The organism is Leucobacter sp. NPDC015123, from assembly GCF_043080205.1.
Taxonomy (GTDB): domain Bacteria; phylum Actinomycetota; class Actinomycetes; order Actinomycetales; family Microbacteriaceae; genus Leucobacter; species Leucobacter aridicollis_A.
This window is the reverse complement of sequence record NZ_JBIBVH010000012.1, coordinates 22813-37850: the sequence shown is the minus strand read 5'-3', so window position 1 is coordinate 37850 and position 15038 is coordinate 22813. Positions and strand designations below refer to the sequence as shown.

The 15038-nt window shown below is 65.7% G+C and carries 15 protein-coding genes; 6 read left to right on the top strand and 9 right to left on the bottom strand.

Going from position 1 to position 15038, the window contains the following annotated elements; genetic code table 11:
• Positions 1 to 287: 287 nt before the first annotated feature.
• Genes ACF07D_RS15955 through ACF07D_RS15945 form a run of 3 tightly spaced genes read right to left on the bottom strand, consistent with a single transcriptional unit; the run spans position 288 to position 1488 of the window.
• Positions 288 to 605: a multidrug efflux SMR transporter gene (locus tag ACF07D_RS15955; protein ID WP_046746591.1), complete on the bottom strand. Its 318-nt coding sequence runs from the start codon at positions 603 to 605 to the stop codon at positions 288 to 290.
• On the bottom strand, positions 605 to 964 hold the full coding sequence (locus tag ACF07D_RS15950; protein WP_237197834.1) for a multidrug efflux SMR transporter: 360 nt from the start codon (positions 962 to 964) through the stop codon (positions 605 to 607). Before ACF07D_RS15950 ends, ACF07D_RS15955 begins: the two co-directional genes overlap by 1 nt.
• Positions 961 to 1488, bottom strand: a complete 528-nt coding sequence (locus ACF07D_RS15945) for a TetR/AcrR family transcriptional regulator (RefSeq protein ID WP_391505577.1) — start codon at positions 1486 to 1488, stop codon at positions 961 to 963. Before ACF07D_RS15945 ends, ACF07D_RS15950 begins: the two co-directional genes overlap by 4 nt.
• A 211-nt stretch (positions 1489 to 1699) precedes the next feature.
• Between ACF07D_RS15945 and ACF07D_RS15940 the strand changes: the two genes are divergently transcribed.
• Genes ACF07D_RS15940 through ACF07D_RS15930 form a run of 3 tightly spaced genes read left to right on the top strand, consistent with a single transcriptional unit; the run spans position 1700 to position 3867 of the window.
• Positions 1700 to 2293, top strand: coding sequence for a recombinase family protein (locus ACF07D_RS15940; protein ID WP_391505576.1), 594 nt, complete (start codon positions 1700 to 1702; stop codon positions 2291 to 2293).
• A gap of 51 nt (positions 2294 to 2344) precedes the next feature.
• Positions 2345 to 2812, top strand: coding sequence for a hypothetical protein (locus ACF07D_RS15935; protein ID WP_391505575.1), 468 nt, complete (start codon positions 2345 to 2347; stop codon positions 2810 to 2812).
• Positions 2809 to 3867, top strand: a complete 1059-nt coding sequence (locus tag ACF07D_RS15930) for a zeta toxin family protein (protein ID WP_391505574.1) — start codon at positions 2809 to 2811, stop codon at positions 3865 to 3867. Before ACF07D_RS15935 ends, ACF07D_RS15930 begins: the two co-directional genes overlap by 4 nt.
• A 173-nt stretch (positions 3868 to 4040) precedes the next feature.
• Here ACF07D_RS15930 and ACF07D_RS15925 read toward each other — a convergent pair whose 3' ends face one another.
• Positions 4041 to 4460: a hypothetical protein gene (locus ACF07D_RS15925; RefSeq protein WP_391505573.1), complete on the bottom strand. Its 420-nt coding sequence runs from the start codon at positions 4458 to 4460 to the stop codon at positions 4041 to 4043.
• 243 nt (positions 4461 to 4703) lie between these two features.
• On the opposite strand from ACF07D_RS15925, the gene ACF07D_RS15920 reads away from it, so the two are divergent.
• From ACF07D_RS15920 to ACF07D_RS15910, 3 genes are read left to right on the top strand one after another with little or no spacing between them, the layout of a single operon-like run.
• Positions 4704 to 5132, top strand: coding sequence for a MobC family plasmid mobilization relaxosome protein (locus tag ACF07D_RS15920; protein ID WP_391505572.1), 429 nt, complete (start codon positions 4704 to 4706; stop codon positions 5130 to 5132).
• The gene (locus ACF07D_RS15915; protein WP_391505571.1) at positions 5129 to 6856 is read left to right on the top strand and encodes a relaxase/mobilization nuclease domain-containing protein; all 1728 of its coding nucleotides are present in this window, start codon (positions 5129 to 5131) and stop codon (positions 6854 to 6856) included. The genes ACF07D_RS15920 and ACF07D_RS15915 overlap by 4 nt, the downstream gene beginning before the upstream one ends.
• Before the next feature lie 23 nt (positions 6857 to 6879).
• Complete coding sequence (locus tag ACF07D_RS15910; RefSeq protein ID WP_391505570.1) at positions 6880 to 7734, top strand: hypothetical protein; 855 nt, start codon at positions 6880 to 6882, stop codon at positions 7732 to 7734.
• 64 nt (positions 7735 to 7798) lie between these two features.
• Here ACF07D_RS15910 and ACF07D_RS15905 read toward each other — a convergent pair whose 3' ends face one another.
• From ACF07D_RS15905 to ACF07D_RS15885, 5 genes are all read right to left on the bottom strand, one after another.
• Entirely contained in the window at positions 7799 to 8530 is a 732-nt protein-coding gene (locus ACF07D_RS15905) for a DUF4913 domain-containing protein (RefSeq protein ID WP_391505569.1), read from the bottom strand.
• Entirely contained in the window at positions 8527 to 10317 is a 1791-nt protein-coding gene (locus ACF07D_RS15900) for a type IV secretory system conjugative DNA transfer family protein (protein ID WP_391505568.1), read from the bottom strand. The genes ACF07D_RS15905 and ACF07D_RS15900 overlap by 4 nt, the downstream gene beginning before the upstream one ends.
• Complete coding sequence (locus ACF07D_RS15895; protein WP_391505578.1) at positions 10314 to 11798, bottom strand: ATP/GTP-binding protein; 1485 nt, start codon at positions 11796 to 11798, stop codon at positions 10314 to 10316. The genes ACF07D_RS15900 and ACF07D_RS15895 overlap by 4 nt, the downstream gene beginning before the upstream one ends.
• A gap of 98 nt (positions 11799 to 11896) precedes the next feature.
• A complete protein-coding gene (locus tag ACF07D_RS15890; RefSeq protein WP_391505567.1) occupies positions 11897 to 13405 on the bottom strand; it encodes an SCO6880 family protein in 1509 nt (502 codons plus the stop codon).
• On the bottom strand, positions 13402 to 15033 hold the full coding sequence (locus tag ACF07D_RS15885) for a hypothetical protein (protein WP_391505566.1): 1632 nt from the start codon (positions 15031 to 15033) through the stop codon (positions 13402 to 13404). The genes ACF07D_RS15890 and ACF07D_RS15885 overlap by 4 nt, the downstream gene beginning before the upstream one ends.
• Positions 15034 to 15038 lie beyond the last annotated feature (5 nt).

Genomic DNA, 15038 nt, shown 5'->3' with positions numbered 1-15038 from the left:
CACCCTGGAAATGGCGCCACTTGAAATCCGTCATCGTTCCGTCCGTCCAATCTCCGCCAAGCATGCTCAAGCTTCACGATTTTTGCAACAGAGCCTCACGCCTGGCTCCAGTTCGGGGATACGAACGTCCGGTGCGTCGTCCAGGTGAAACGTTGGACGGCCGACGCCGTGGGCGTCCAGGTGACGATCGACGGCGACAAGCTGCGGTGCTGGATATGGCAGGGAGCATGTCAGCGAATCTCTGACCCGACCGACGTTTGGTAGCCCCGCTGTAAACGATCGCCGGGTTAGTGGACGGCTCCGAGTTCAATGCAGAGAACGCCACCGACGATGAGGACGATGCCGAGGCCCATCAGCCAGGTGAATGGCTCTTTGAACAGGAACTTGCTGAGGATGGCCGTGAGAGCGACGCCGGATGCAGCCCAGATGCCGTATGCGACGCCGAGCGCCATTCCGCCGGCGAGGGCGAGGCTGAGCATGGTGAATGCGAGGACGTAGCCCACGGCCACGCCGACGTACCAGCGCTTCTTGTCGACCGCCATACGGAGCGACAGAGTGCCGACGACCTCGAAGATGATTGCGCCGATGAGGAACAGCCAGACCATCACGCGACCTCTGCCTTCTTCTTGTGACCGGCCTGCGCGCCGAGTTCGACGCAGAGCACTCCGGCGATGACGACGACGATGCCGATGCCCATCAAGAGCGTGAGCGGTTCGCCGAAGATGATGAGGGAGAGGAGCGCCGTCAGTGCGACCCCGGAGGCTCCCCAGATGCCGTATGCGACGCCGAGGGCCATGCCGGTGCGCAGCACGAGGCTGAGGAACACGAAGGCGCCGATGTAGCCGGCTGCGACGAGTGCATAGAGGGCGGGTGAGTCCAGCGCCCCCTTGAGGGATAGTGAGCCGGTGACCTCTGCGGCGATCGCGCCGATGAGGAACAGCCAGCCTTTGGCTTTGTTGGTCACTGGGGGTCTCCTTCATTCACGAGTTGCAGGGCGATCGCGCGCAGGACGGATCGTTCGTCGTCACGGACAGTGGGGATGCCGAGGGCAGTGTTGAACCATGCGCCGTCAGCCAGCAGGCGGGCGGCGCGAAGTGATGCGCGGCTCGCCGGGTCAGTGTCGATGTCGCTGCCGAGCCACGGGGTGAGGCGTTCAGCCCACAGAGCAGACAACCGCTCCCGCAGGTTCACGTCCGCGAGCAGGGCGAGATCGCTGGAGTCGAAGTCGCCGTTGAGTGCGTAGTCGACGTACGCGCGCAGCTTGTCGATCGGCTCGGCATCCGTCGAGGCCCGAGTATGCAGATCCGCTTCCCAGCGGTCGATAATGCGGTTCACGACTGCGACAGTGAGAACTTCTTTCGTGCCGAAATGGTGGACCACCCCGGGCTTCGTCACCCCCGCCTCGCGAGCGACTGCATCGAGGGTGAGGGCATCGCCGCGGCGAAGGACTTCAACTGCGTGATCGAGAAGTTCGATTTTGGTTGGCACATTTCAAATATACCTACCATACGTATGGTAGGTCAACTCAGCTGCGGACTCAGCCGTAAACGATCGTTTTCGGTGCGCAGCTCGTTGACGTCGACGAGCTGCGCGACACGCCCATATCGCGCGAACCGAAACCCCCCACCGAAACCCAAATGCGCCAGAACCTGCCCTGTACCGTTTTCGGTAGGAGTCCATCGGAGAGGGGAAGGTGCCCATGTTGCTGCGACCTCCACCCGCGCCGCCGAACGTGCGTCACGGGTACACCAGAGTGTCGACGCGGGGGCAGTCGGCAGACTCGCAGATCGCCCGTCTCGAAGCCGCCGGCTGCCAGCGCGTCTTCGTCGACGTCGGCTATTCCAGCCGCCTCGAAGATCGACCCGACTGGAACCGGGCGAGGGAAGCCACGAACCGCCCCGGCGATGAGCTGGTGATACCCGCGCTCGATCGCGTAGCCGGCACCGAGACGATCGCCATCAACATCATTCAGAGCTTCGCCGCGAGCGGCGTGCGCCTCCTGAGCCTCGATGAGCCGTGGATGGACATAGACACGTCTACGGCGATGGGGGAGGCCATGTTGAAGATCCTCGCGACGCTCGCCGAGCTGCGCGTCAGCATGATTCGAGAGAACACGCGCCGCGGCGTAGAGTTCGCTCGATCGCAGGGGCGCGTCGGCGGCCGCCCAACCGTGATGAGCGCCGAGCGCATCGAGGCCGCGCGCAAGATGCGTGAGGAGGATCTGAGCTACGCGCAGATCGGTCGCGTGCTCGGCGTCGGCACATCGAGTGTTCGCCGTGCGCTCACAAACTAGCAGTATAACTATGGTTATATTTTGGGTAGACTGGAAGCGGAGGTGGACACTATGACGATTACCGACATTCCCGTCGAGGCGGTCGCTGCACGGAAGGCGCAGCACTTGCGAAACATCGGAGAGCTGGATTACCGGCGCAGTCTGCTGCTGCTGAAACAGCGTGGATTGCGGCAGAAGGTGATCGCGGATCTGGTGAAGGTGTCGCAGCCGAACGTGCAGAAGGTCTTGCAGCGGGCAGCGACAACCCCGATGCCTCGCGAGGGGTTCTCGGGTGCAGATCCGTATGAGATTTGCGAACGGTATGCGGCCGGCCTGATCGACCGTGTGCAGCTTGTCGACGAGCTGACGCGCTGGGAGTATGTGCCGCGCGACCGGACCAAGGATGCGTTCGATGATCTGCTGTTTGACGTTCCGGGATCGGTCGATGATTTGGACCGTGCGCTGAGCCGTGGGCTGATCGACGATGAGCTGTACGACGAGATAGGCGATGGCATCGAAGCACGGATGACGGCCGCGTGACCCCAGAGGAACAGCGGCACATCGAGGTTGTCCAGGCGCTCTCAACTGCCGGCGGGCCTCTCGATAAAGACGGCCCCCATTCGACCAGACGAAACCCCGCGTGGTATCGCTCGAACGGATCGCGGAAGGCTGCACGACGCGCCACGCACGAGCGCATCAAGGCCGCGGTAGTCAGCCAATCACCGAACGCGAGAGATGAAGGCCGAGCGCTGGTGCTCGCAGGTCCGCCAGGTGCTGGCAAAGGCCGCGTTGCCGATACCGTGCTCGGAGCAGACCGCGACCAGTACGTGAACATCGACGCAGACGAATTCAAGAAGCTGCTACTGCGTGAAGCGATGGCAGATGGCAGCTATGAGGAATGGATCAAACCCCCTGAGGTGCGCGACTTGGAGGAGCAGGGGGAGCGGTTCTATCCACTCGAACTTGCCTCCCTTGTGCATGAAGAATCGTCGATGCTCGCACGCTCGCTGCGCACTGAGATGATCGACCAGGGAACGAACATCATCGTTGATACAGTGCTCAGCGATCCCGACAAAGCGGTGGAGCTTGGACGGCAGCTTGCCGACGCCGGCTATCAGGTGACTGTCGTCGACGTCGAGGTGCCGTTCGAGGTGTCGCAGGATCGTATCGTGCAGCGCTGGCAGCACGCGATGCAGGAGGCAGAGGCCGGCAAAGCTGATGCACTCGGCGGGCGATGGGTGCCGAGCGCGTATGCGCGTCCGTTGTTCGACACAGAGCACGGACGCTCGAAGTCGCAGGACGCTGCTGCGCAGCTTGCGCAGACATGCCCGCGAGTGATCCGCTACGAGCGCCACTACACGAGCGCCGAGGAGCACCGCGCCGCCCTCCATGAGGGGCGCGAAGCTCAACCTGTCCGAGAGGTTGCGCTTACCCGATCAAAACCAGGCGCGAAGCTCGAAGCAGAGCAATCAGTGAGCAGACTCACGGCGGCCAGTTTCAGCAACGAACGGTCGCCATCACGAGGTGCAGGCACGCAGTCACAGCGACCGAATCAGCGACACGATCGAGGCCCAGAGAACGGGATCGAACGGTAACCGACCGCTCTTTTCTCTTCCCCTGATAAAAGCCGCCCCGAACAAGATAGCCACCTGTCAAGGGTGCGGCGCAGCCGCATCACGGAGTGACGCGAAGCGCCCTTGACAGGTGGCTATCTTGTGCCAGTATCTCGGGCTCAGGGGGAGGGGAAAGCCCCACCGCAAGCGACCAACTAGACCGTTGCCGGCTGCTGCGGTGCAGCAACATCGGAGAGCTTGAAGTCCGATTCAAGACCCGAAGGCGTTGTCGACACAGCGGGCGTCCGCGGGCTCGACTGCGCGGCAGTCTTACGCGGTGCCCGCTTACGAGCGCGCGTCTTCTTGTCGGGCTCAGAGAATCCGATCTTGCGCAGTTCGTCAGGGTTCCACCCGGCGCTCACGGCCGCGTTGTACGCCTTCACGTCGTCACGCTCAGCCGACGACACACGCTCGGCAATCCGCGCTTGCAGCTCGGCCAGCTCGCGTGCGCCGTCCTCGCGGATCGTATCGAGTTCGTGGCGCGCCTCAGCGAGTACACGGATTGCCTCGATGCGATCCTCCTGAGCACGTCGGGCACGGTCAATTGCTTCTTCTACAGAGAGTTCCTTAGCCATGTCTCCATCCTACGGATGCAGACAGCTCGCGTCGACGTTCGTCGACCTCATGCGAGCACGCCGCGGCGAAGCCGCGACCGCACACGGCTGCCACCGTGAGCGACCCTAAGCGGTGCCCCAGACGGAGCAAGCTATACAATTAGGTGACCTAATTGGGCTTGATCCTCGATTTTCGATCGAGGATGCGGCACACTGGAAGTGTGGTCACCGCTGTTGCGGTGTCGCTGCGCTGGGCGGAGGGAGGTGCTGGGTTTGTCTGCTGAGGAGCATTCTGCTGATGAGTCGAAGCGCCGCCAGGCTCGACGTCGTAACGTCAAGGGCGGTCGACTGGCTCGACACATTGTGAAGGTGAGCCCGGAGGAAGAGGGGCAGCTTCTCGCACTTGCGTTGCAGTACAAGGTGACTGTCCCGAAGCTGCTTGTTGACTCGGCGCTTGCGGGGGGAGCGGCTGCGGCTGCTGCGAATGAGTCGGTGCGTCACGAGGTCATCGCGCAGATGTTCGCGACGCATCGTTTGCTTGCGGGTCTTGCGAACAACGTGAACCAGATGGCGAAGGCCACGAACGCTACCGGCTCGGTTCAAGCCGAGATGGTAGCGACGCTCGCGAAGGTCCGAGAGGTCGCAGACCGCATCGACCAGTTTGTGGACGAGCTGAGCGAGGCATCGTCATGATGCCCAACATTACCCGCGGCGATCGCATGTCCGGTCTGATGACGTATCTTGTCGGAGCTGGGCGAGCGAACGAGCACACCGAGCCCCACCTGGTAGCAGGTGATGCCGCGATGATGGCATGGCATGATGACGCCGAGCTGGGCAGAGACTCTGCACTGGCGATCGCTCGTCACTTGGAGCGCCCACGCAAAGCATTCGACGTTGACGTGAAGGGTGGTCACGTCTGGCATTGCTCACTGTCGTTGCGTGCCGAGGAAGGCACGCTGACAGACGAGCAATGGAACGCGATAGCCAACGACTTTGTGCGCGAGATGGGCTTTGACGATCACGAGGGAACCAAGGCACCGTGCCGATGGGTTGCCGTTCGTCATGGCGTTTCCAAGAACGGCAACGACCACATTCATATCGCGGTGAATCTGGTTCGTGAGGACGGCACCAAGGCTCCCATTCACATGGACTACAAGCGGGCTCAGACCGTCGCGCGTGCGCTCGAAGTTGCACACGGTTTGGAGTCGCTGGAATCTGTGCAGGCGGACCGTGCGACGCGCGGTTACGACCCTGCCGAGCGCGAGGCGCAGGCACGTTGGAGGGCGCGCGCGAAGTACGAGCGCAACAGGCAGTCGCAGGGCACTGACGCACCGGAGTGGGCGAAGCTCGATGGTGCTCAGCGTCAGGTATTGATCGGTGCTGAGATGCGCGCAGATCAGCCGCGCTACTTGCTCAGTCTGAAAGTCCGTGGGTGCGCTGAGGCGAGCGAGAACGAGGGCGAGTTCGTGCGCCGACTGCGCCGTGAAGGGCTCATCGTGCGGCCGAGGTACGCTGACGGTCGCACCGACGTCATCACCGGTTACTCGGTCGCTGAGCGACCGACTGCAGGCGAACGGCCCATCTGGTACGGAGGCGGCAATCTCGGCCGTGACCTCACGCTGCCAAGGCTGCGGGAAGGCTGGCCAGACACCCCCACAGGTGCCAGTGACGCGGCGGCCGAGTGGAACGCGGCGAAGCGTGGCCGGCGTGCTGTCGCTCCCGGTCGCGAGACGCAGGAGCCAAACCCGGAACAGTGGACGCGGAGCACCGAGGAGCTGAGCGCTCTTGTCGACCGGCTGCGGTCAGTACCGATCGAGGATCGGGATACGTGGGCGACCGTGGCACGGCAGACTGCGGGCGTTTTGGCTGCATGGTCGAACGCGACTGAGGAGACCCCCGGCGACCTCGCCGCGGCGTCGGAGGCGCTGTCGCGGACCTCGCAAACGTACCGGCGTACTGTGCGGCCCCAGGAGGCCGGCACGGTCGCGATTTCCGGTGCAGCGATGCTGCTTGCGAGCGCGGTGCGAGGTGGTCAGGGTGCGGTCGCTCAGGCCGCGATGATCCGTTCGCTGCTGACGCTCACGCAGGCCGTCTACGCGGCCTCTGTCGCAGCGTCGCAGGAGCGGCAGGCCCGATTGCTCGCCGAAGACACGCGGGCGCGTCTGACGCGCGTTCGCAACGCGCTACCGGCACCCGCTGCGGCGACTGCTGTGGACGCATCCACGCAGACGTCGACGGCAACGCTAGAACGTGCCCCGCTCGATGCCGAGGCGCAGGCCGTCCTAGAGCGAGTGCGTGCGAGCCAGGCGCGGCCGGCAACCGAAGTCGGATCGCCCTTGCCGAATCGACTGCGGCCGGCAGAGCGTCCGAAGACCACTCAGCCGCGGCTCCCAGGCCGCGACGGTATCGAGCGATAGCACCAACGAGAGGAGATCCCATCATGTCTGAGAGTGACGGCATCGAAGAAGCAATGGACGGTCAGCTCCGCATCCTTGTGACTGCGGCATCGCAGGTCGGGCAAATGCTCGCACGGCTCCGTGAGGAAGCACTGCGGCGTGCAGAGGCACGCAGCATCCAGGAACATCGCGAGCTGCAATCGCGCCTCGATGCGGAGCGTGCGGCAGCGCGTGCCGAGCTGGGCAACGTGCATCAGCGTGACTGGTGGGATCGAGCGACCCCGGAACAGATCGGGCACTCCTACCAGGTGGCCCGCGCGTGGGCCGGCGAGGATCAGGAGGCAGCTCGCGCCGAGCTGCGCATGCGTGACGAGCTGCAAAGCCGGTACGCGATCGACGTCAACAACACCGGAGCAGATCCCTCATCGGTGCAGCAGATGGTGCGGCTTCAGATGGAGCGCGCCGAACGCGATCTTGCGAACGCGGCCACGGAGCGCAACCGGGCGGCCGCTGAGGAGGCCGAAGCAGCACGGCTGATGGCTGATGCGAACCAAGCAGAGCAGGCCGCCGAGAACGCGCGCGCGATCGCGGATCGGCCAGGCAACGATAGCGAAGCATTCCTCACCGAGGCAGAGCGCAGCGAGCGTGACGCGATGCGGTATCGGGAAGACTCCCAGAACACCTACGACAGCTCGCAGCGGCGCGATGCGACGGCCGCGAGCTTGGAGCGGCAAGGGATCAACGAACAAGCGATCGGCGCTCGCATGCGCTCTGACGTGAGCAACGCGAAGCCCGCAACTGAGGCCGCCCGGAACGGGGCCGCGAAGAAGTCGAGCGCGAAGGCGCGACCGTCTCGTGGCCGTGGCGCTCAGATGCAGCGCAGCGGGCTCGAACGGTAGCCGCTGACACAGAAGGGGCCGCACCCAATCGGGTGCGGCCCCTTCGTTCTGGGCTGGCGATCGCTCAGCCGGCGTCGTCGCGCTCAACGGCTTCGTCAGTGCCCCGCACATCGGGGAACAGCCCCTCTGGTGGGGCGACGTACGGCAGCGGTTCGCCCTTGCGCGTCTTGTTCTCCTCAGCGTTGGCATCGGCGGCCGCGAAAGGCCCGTCGGGGTCCATGAGCACGGCCATGTGGTGGTCGGCGTGATCGCGCCACCATACGCTCATGCCGGTGCTCGCATCCTGTCGCAGCTCCTCCCAGGACCGCCACAGCGCTTCGAGCCGGATCACCGCTTCGTCATAGTTCCACCACTCGGCCGCCCACACCCGAGTGCGACCGTTGATCGGCCGACGGTACGCGAGACGCAGGTACTCGCGCACGAACTCGTCGACGGAACCGTAGTAGAGCGGCGGCGCGTCGTCGCCGCCTGATTCTTCCTCTGGTGTGCCGGCGTCGTTCGCTTCCACCTGATCGGTGATGGCGGCGGCCGCGGCTTCCTCTGCCTGAGCGCGCAGAGCCTCCACCAGCTCATCGGTCAGGGCGTCCTCTACTGCGGCGTCGGCAACTTCTGCCACCTGTTTCTTGACGGCCGCTTTTACCGCGGCGTCGACGTACTCGCCGGCTAAGCCGCCGACGTCGACGCCGAACACGTTGGTCGACGTCGACGAGCTGCGCGAGGTGGCCGGCGCCGATTGTGCCGGCGGCTGCTCCCACTCGGCATCGGCCCAGCCGTCTTCCTGATCCCAACCGCTCATCGTGTCTCCTCCGCTGCGGCGACGGCCGCCAGCTCTTGGTCGGCCTCTTGCATCGTGTGCTCGGCCTGAGGATCGTGCGCAGCCAGAGACTTGCGCACCGCGGCGTCGTGCGGGCCGCCCATCCACGGCACTGTGCGGATAAGGGTCGGCCGCGATCCCGACGCAAGCACGATGGCGCGGCCCTTGGGCAGCGCCGAGAGCGCGTCGACGTCGAGGATGCGTTCACGGTGGAGCTGGGTGGATACGGTGCGCTGACCGCGACCGTACGACGAGGACGACGAGAGCCGATCGTAGTCTCCGATCAGCTCGGCCAGCTCTTTCAGAAACCCAACCTCGGCGACACCACCGCCGTAGACCTTCACGTTCGAGGCGGACCAGAGCTTCTTGATACCGGCCTCGCCCCAGACCTCCGCACCCTGTGACCACGACTGCAGAACGGTATCCAGGACGATCCCGCGGGAGCCGTAGTGCGAGTACAGGTTCGGAAGATCCCGCCACCGGCATACGTTCGCGGCCTCATCGAGCACGCCCACGAGCGGCATTTCGAGGCGACCCCCTCTCGAGCGAGCGGCCAGCTCCTCGGCCGCTTCGACGACGGCCACCGTCAGCGCGGTCACGAGCGGGCCGGCGGTGCCGCGCCCCTCGCGTGAGAGCGAGTAGAGCGTGCCACCGTCGGCCTTCACGAACTCCTCGGGGCTGAACTGCGGGCGCTTATCGTCATCGCCGAGCGGGTTGACCCATTCGGCGACCTTCCGGTTCGTGAGGCACGAAACCATCTGCTGCGCGGACCCGTAGACGCCGCCCCGCTGCTTCTCGGGGGCGGTGATGACGCCGGCCACCTGATCGGCAATGAGCCGCTGCCCATGCTCACGCAGAATCTCGACCGGCTCTTCCTCGGTCGGCCGCGTGATCCAGGTGAACACTTGCGTGATGGGTCGGCCGCCGAGCGCCGCAGCGAGGAGAAGGCCGGCGAGCAGATCTTGCGCCGCGGTGTCGAAGTAGGCGTCGGCTTTTGCGCCAGGATCGCGCGAGCCCGCCGCGAAGTGATCGGCGAGCTTTGCCGCCTTCACTTCGTCTGTGACGTACGACAGGGGATTCCACCACCAGGACGGAGGCTCATTCGCGACTGACTGCGGATCGAACACCCAGACCGGCCCGCGCTCTGCGCGCGGGCCGCGGGTGTGATCCACAATGTCTCGCTTGTTCGACGTTGCGAGCACCGATCCGGGCGCTTCGAGGATCTCCGGCACCACCATTGAGGTGGTCTTTCCGGTACGCGGGCCGGCAATGGTGATGCGCATGTCTTCCCACGAGCTGAGGAGCTGCTGCCGAGTAGAGACGGTTACCCCGATCGGGAGGCCGGCGGCCGCGGTCACGCCCAGCCGCTCGGCCTTCGCGGTGACGGCTTTACGGCTCAGATCCTCAATGTCTCGGCCGCGCCCCATGTAGGCGGCTTGCTGATCGACACGGGTACGCCGCTTGCCACGGCGCACCCGCCACACGAGCACGAGCGTGCCGAGCGCGACGACCACGGCGACCAGGCCGCCGAGCACCCACCAGCCGGCCGCGCCCGGCCACTCGTACTTGCCACCGAACAGGCCGAACACCACGCCGAACGGGTCGGCGGGCACCTCCACGCCCGTACCGGCGAGGCGGTGCCCCAGATGCATCGCAGCGTAGAGCGCGGCGACGACCACGGCCAGACCGAAGATCGCGACCAGGCCCAGGATCGCTTCTGAGCTGAGGCCGCCGGGATCGCGTCTGCGGTTGTTGTTCGGGCTGCTCATGCGTTGACCTCCTCGGGGATCGCTGCCTCTTCGTGCGCTCGCCGGCCGACTCGCGACTGTGCCGCCCACCGCTTGTTCGTGTCGTTGATGGCTCGCTCCGCCTCGGTCAGCTTCACAGCAAGCGGGATACCGGGGCGGCCACCCACCTTCACGAGGAACCGGCCACGGCCGGGAGGCTCGCTTTCACGGCCCGTAGCGGAGTCCCAGGAGGGCGGGGCAGACCATCCGGTGAGCAGGCGCTGTTCGGCGCGTGAGAACGGCACAGCAGCCGTCAGGAGCGGCATTTCAGCCTGTGGCAGGCCGCCACAGATGAGCATGCCGGCTCGCTCGACGAAACCGCGGGCCTTCGCTCGGTCTTCCTCGGGGAGGCCTTCGAGGTCATGCATCGTGTGCGTAATCATGGCCTGGCCGACACCGAACTGACGGTTCAGGCGCGTCAGCGCGTCGATGCGGTCGACCATGCCGGCACCAGAGCGCAGAGCTTGCCACAGCTCGTCCATGATGACGAAGTAGTGGCGCTGCGGCTCTAGGCCGGCCTCAGCGAGCGCGTGAGCGACGTTCACCGTGGCGAACCCGTTGGACCAGCACGCGAGCAAAGTTGCGGCGCGCAGATCCGTGTCGGTTTCCTTCAACCCCGAAATGTCGTAGACCACGGGGCGATCGCGCACCATCGGGTTTGTGGTGTGCCTGGCGAACGTCTCACCCAGACGACCGCCACGGGTCAGGCTGATGAGCGACGCTTCGAGGCCGCGGGTGATCTTCTGGTACTCGGCCCAGTCGCCACGGTCGACGGCGACTTCGCGCAGCTCGGCCGGCCCCTCTTGCACCACGGCGAGAAGATCCGCGAGCACGGGCACAGTGTCGGTGAATTTCTGGTCCAGGACGCGCAGCGCGGCGTCGATGATCGACTCTTCGACGTCGGAAGGCGACTGCTTGCGGAGGATCGACAGGAGCGCCGACACCATCGTGAGCCGTCGCCCGTGGGCGTCGGCTTCGACTTCCTCGGCCTCTTTCACGAAGCCGGCAGCTCGCAGCGCATTCGCTGCGTCGGTCGACTCGCCGGGATCGAGCACGTTCAGGTATCCGCGGCCGCGGCCGAGCCGAATCACCTGCCCGCCCAGCGCCTCGATGAGGTCGACGTAATCGGGTTTCAGGTCGCCGAGAATGAACGGGATCGACCCGTACCCGGCAAGGCCGGCCGCCATGCGTCGAACCGTCGTCGACTTTCCCAGCGCCGGCAGGCCGAGCACGAAGCAGCTCGGGTTGCTGATGAGCTTCGCGCGCTGGAACCACGAGATGGGATCGGCGCACACCGTGGAGCCGGTGAACAGGTGCCGGCCGAGCGGTACGCCGATCATCGGCGTACCCGTGCCGACCGAGTACGGCCACAGGCCGCACACCTGCACCGTTGTGCCGCGCCACTCGTCGGCCTGCTGCACGTATGCGGATTGGCCGCGGCCGCGCCCCAGCCACCCGCGCATCGGCGGGCGGCTGGGGCGGACCTCGGCCTGTTCCTTGGTGGTCTGCGCAGCGCGCTTGGCTCGCCGCGGTGACTCGTGCTTCTTCGGGCTCTTCTTGCTCACAGCTTCTCCCTCAGCTCGGCGGGCACCTTCAAGTGCTTCGGCAGCACCAGGCCCAAAGGCAGGGCGGCCGCGAACGCGCTGTCCTGCGATCCGTAGACGGGGCGCACGCGCAGGCGTGCGCCGGCCGCCAGGCTGTCGATCGCAGCCTTGGCGTCTTCGTACTTGTCGGGATCGGTGACGGTCGCGGTGATGAGCATGCCGAACTGGACCAAGCCGGCTCCGCTCGCCTCTTCCGTCGCGGTCGCGGCCGCGGCCCGCACAGCCAGGCTGTCACGGGCGGCCGGCTTATTCGTCGACGTCAACCGGAACTCGGCAGCGCGCAGATCCGCTTCAACGATCGCCGCGGCGCGCGCCGATTCGAGCGGACGGTACAGGATCGACACCCGCTTACGGGCAATCTCTTGGTGCGGTGCGAGCAGTTCGCGCAGCACCCCCGACTGGACATTGCCGCGCGGTGCACCCGTCATCGCCCAGGTGCAGGAGAACGCCGAATCGTGGCGGTAGCCCGACCACGACGCCTCGGCCGCCGACGGGCCGACGTCCGGCCAGGTCAGCTCCGGCGTCTCGCCCTCGGCGTGCGCCTCGTCGATCAGCACCGCGGCGGCAGGATCGTAGGCAATACGGATCGCCTCGCACAGCGATTGCGCCGAGAGCGGGTTCGCAGCACCCGCCCCGGTTGCTTGGAGACTGCCGGTAAGACCGGGCAGACGGGCGGCCAGCTCGTGCCCCATTTCGTCGTGCTTGCGCTTCTTTCCGCCGGCCCGCTGCGCCGCGCTCCACGTGAGCGTCACGTACGCTTTCACCGTCGACGAGCCCGACGGGTACGTGGCGATCACCTGGTGCAGCATCTCCCGTGCGAAAGCCGGAGCGTCGTCGTCGAGGTTCGTCAGAACCTCGCGACGAAGCCGGGTGCCCGAGTCAGGGGCCGTTTCGATCGTCACGGATGCCGCCTCGATCCCAGGCGTATCGCCCAGGTTCGACAGCCAGTGCCCCCAGTCGGCTACCCATGCGTCGATTTGCTCCTGGTCGACGAGCGCGGCCCCGTCGGGCTCAGTGCCGATGACCACCGAGTATGAGCCCGTGGCAGGCGTGTAGAGCAGCGCGAACGGGCGACCGTACGAATCGGTGTACTCGTACAGCCGAGTAGCGGCCGCGAGGCCGGGGAGCTGATACGTGCCCCACAGCGCACGGCCGAGCGGCCCGCTGCGGTAGATGTTCGAGCCGTTCGACCGGGCGGCCCACCAGCCCACGCGCGCAGAGCCACGAGAAAGCGTGCTCTTGCCATGCGCGTCCTTGACAACCACCATCAGCATGACGACCGCCAGCACCGCAAAGGTTATGACGCCTTCCAGGAGGCCGGCCGTCATGACGACGATGACAACGAGCATCAGGCCGCCGAGCAGGATCACCGTACCGACAGAGCCCAGCCCCAAGATGCCGGCACTGGTCGGCTTGCGCCAGTTGCCGTAGGTCCGCGGACCTCGATTCACTTCTGCGGTAGTCACGAACCGCTCCCTTCTGCAGTTGCTTGTTCGCCCAGATCCTTAGCTGCACCGGATGCAGCCTGACCAGCTTGTTTCGCGGCACCGAGTGCGGCACCTGCGGCCATACCCCAGGGGCCGCCTGCGGCTCCTGCCGATGCGCCGGCAGCAACTCCACCGCCGGCTGCTGCACCGCCGGCCGCTGCGCCGCCTGCGGCCGCGCCTCCGCCTGCGGCGGCTGCGCCACCACCCGCCGCGGCAGCGCCGCCACCGGCTCCACCGCCTGCGGCTGCTGCACCGCCACCGCTTTTCGCGGCCGCGGTGCCGGCACCTTGGCCACCGGTCGACGGCTGAGGCGCGGACTGCGCCGCTCCCGTCGACATAGAGCTGCTACCCGTTGCACCCTGTGCGCCGTCTTCGCCCTTCGAGCTGGCGAGCCGGCCGAGCTGCGCGGCACCCGTTGGAAGAGCCGCTGCGCCGCCCGCGAGAGCGGCAGCGCCCATACCGGCACCGCCGGCCGCCATCGCGCCCACCATAGGCGTTACGAAGCGCATCAGTGCGGGCATCGCGAACAGCGCGAGCACCATCAGAATCATGCCTGTCAGGATCGACAACAAGCCGGTGCCGTCGTCCTTGAAAACGTCCGTTCCGGTCAGGTAGAACGCCGTGGCATAGATGATCGCTGCGGCAGGTTTGTAGAGGATGAACGCGGCCAGCCATGCGATGCACTTCTTGAACCAGGTCTTACCCGATTCGGTGTTCGTGATCGAGGCCGCCAGTGGCAAGATCCCCGACAGGATCACGAGCATGCCGCCTCGCGCGATCATCAGAATGATCTGCGTGATGGCGGCGAAGATCGCGATAAGGCCCAGCAGGATAATGAGGATCGCGCCAAGCCCGGACCCTCCACCGAAGGCGAGCAGCGTTGTGACGCTGCGGCCGAAGCATGCTCCATCCTCAGCAACGCTGCAATCCAGCGACTTGTCGATAAGCCAGATAGAGAAACCATCGGCGGCCGCCACGAGTATGGCTGTGATAGTCACGCCCGCACCAGCAACAACGACGAGGGTAAGCAGGCTCCGCACCGTATCTTTGCCCGGTTCGGCGCGCTGCTCCCACACCATGCGGATGCCGCCCAGGATGACCGACAGAACCGCGAAAGCTCCGGTGTAGTACCAGAGCGCGGATTGTAGGAACATCACCGCGCCGCCGGCATTCGTTGGGCCATTCGGCAGCAAGCCCGCGACGATCGACGATGCGGCCGACATGAGGACCACCGCACCCAGGATCAGCCCGAGCTTGCCGAGCGACGCAAACCCTTCACCACGGCGCTGCTTGACCGTAATGAGTGCACCAAGAGCGAATAGCGAGAGGACCGCGACCACGAGGCCGATCCAGAACACATACCCCATCACGAGCGTTAGGTGGGCAGCTCCTCCGCCGGCTTCACCTGCCTGCACAGGCGAGGAATCGCCTTCGTTGAACGTCAGAATCGGTGTACCGACGTTCACCCACATAGTGCCGAGCGAAGCGACTACTTTACCGACGCCCTCCATGACAGCCGCGGCCAAGTTTTCAATTGCGTCTCCAAGTGCAGACTCGGCGACCTCACCGGCCTTGCAACCTAAGTCCCACCATTCGCAGGCCGACATCTTGG

Excerpts from the sequence above, each read along its gene's own strand:
- ACF07D_RS15955 (WP_046746591.1), bottom strand. The coding sequence starts at position 605 with ATGGTCTGGCTGTTCCTCATCGGCGCAATCATCTTCGAGGTCGTCGGC.
- ACF07D_RS15940 (WP_391505576.1), top strand. The coding sequence starts at position 1,700 with ATGTTGCTGCGACCTCCACCCGCGCCGCCGAACGTGCGTCACGGGTAC.
- ACF07D_RS15935 (WP_391505575.1), top strand. The coding sequence starts at position 2,345 with ATGACGATTACCGACATTCCCGTCGAGGCGGTCGCTGCACGGAAGGCG.
- ACF07D_RS15925 (WP_391505573.1), bottom strand. The coding sequence starts at position 4,460 with ATGGCTAAGGAACTCTCTGTAGAAGAAGCAATTGACCGTGCCCGACGT.
- ACF07D_RS15915 (WP_391505571.1), top strand. The coding sequence starts at position 5,129 with ATGATGCCCAACATTACCCGCGGCGATCGCATGTCCGGTCTGATGACG.
- ACF07D_RS15910 (WP_391505570.1), top strand. The coding sequence starts at position 6,880 with ATGTCTGAGAGTGACGGCATCGAAGAAGCAATGGACGGTCAGCTCCGC.
- ACF07D_RS15905 (WP_391505569.1), bottom strand. The coding sequence starts at position 8,530 with ATGAGCGGTTGGGATCAGGAAGACGGCTGGGCCGATGCCGAGTGGGAG.
- ACF07D_RS15900 (WP_391505568.1), bottom strand. The coding sequence starts at position 10,317 with ATGAGCAGCCCGAACAACAACCGCAGACGCGATCCCGGCGGCCTCAGC.
- ACF07D_RS15895 (WP_391505578.1), bottom strand. The coding sequence starts at position 11,798 with ATGCGCGGGTGGCTGGGGCGCGGCCGCGGCCAATCCGCATACGTGCAG.
- ACF07D_RS15885 (WP_391505566.1), bottom strand. The coding sequence starts at position 15,033 with ATGTCGGCCTGCGAATGGTGGGACTTAGGTTGCAAGGCCGGTGAGGTC.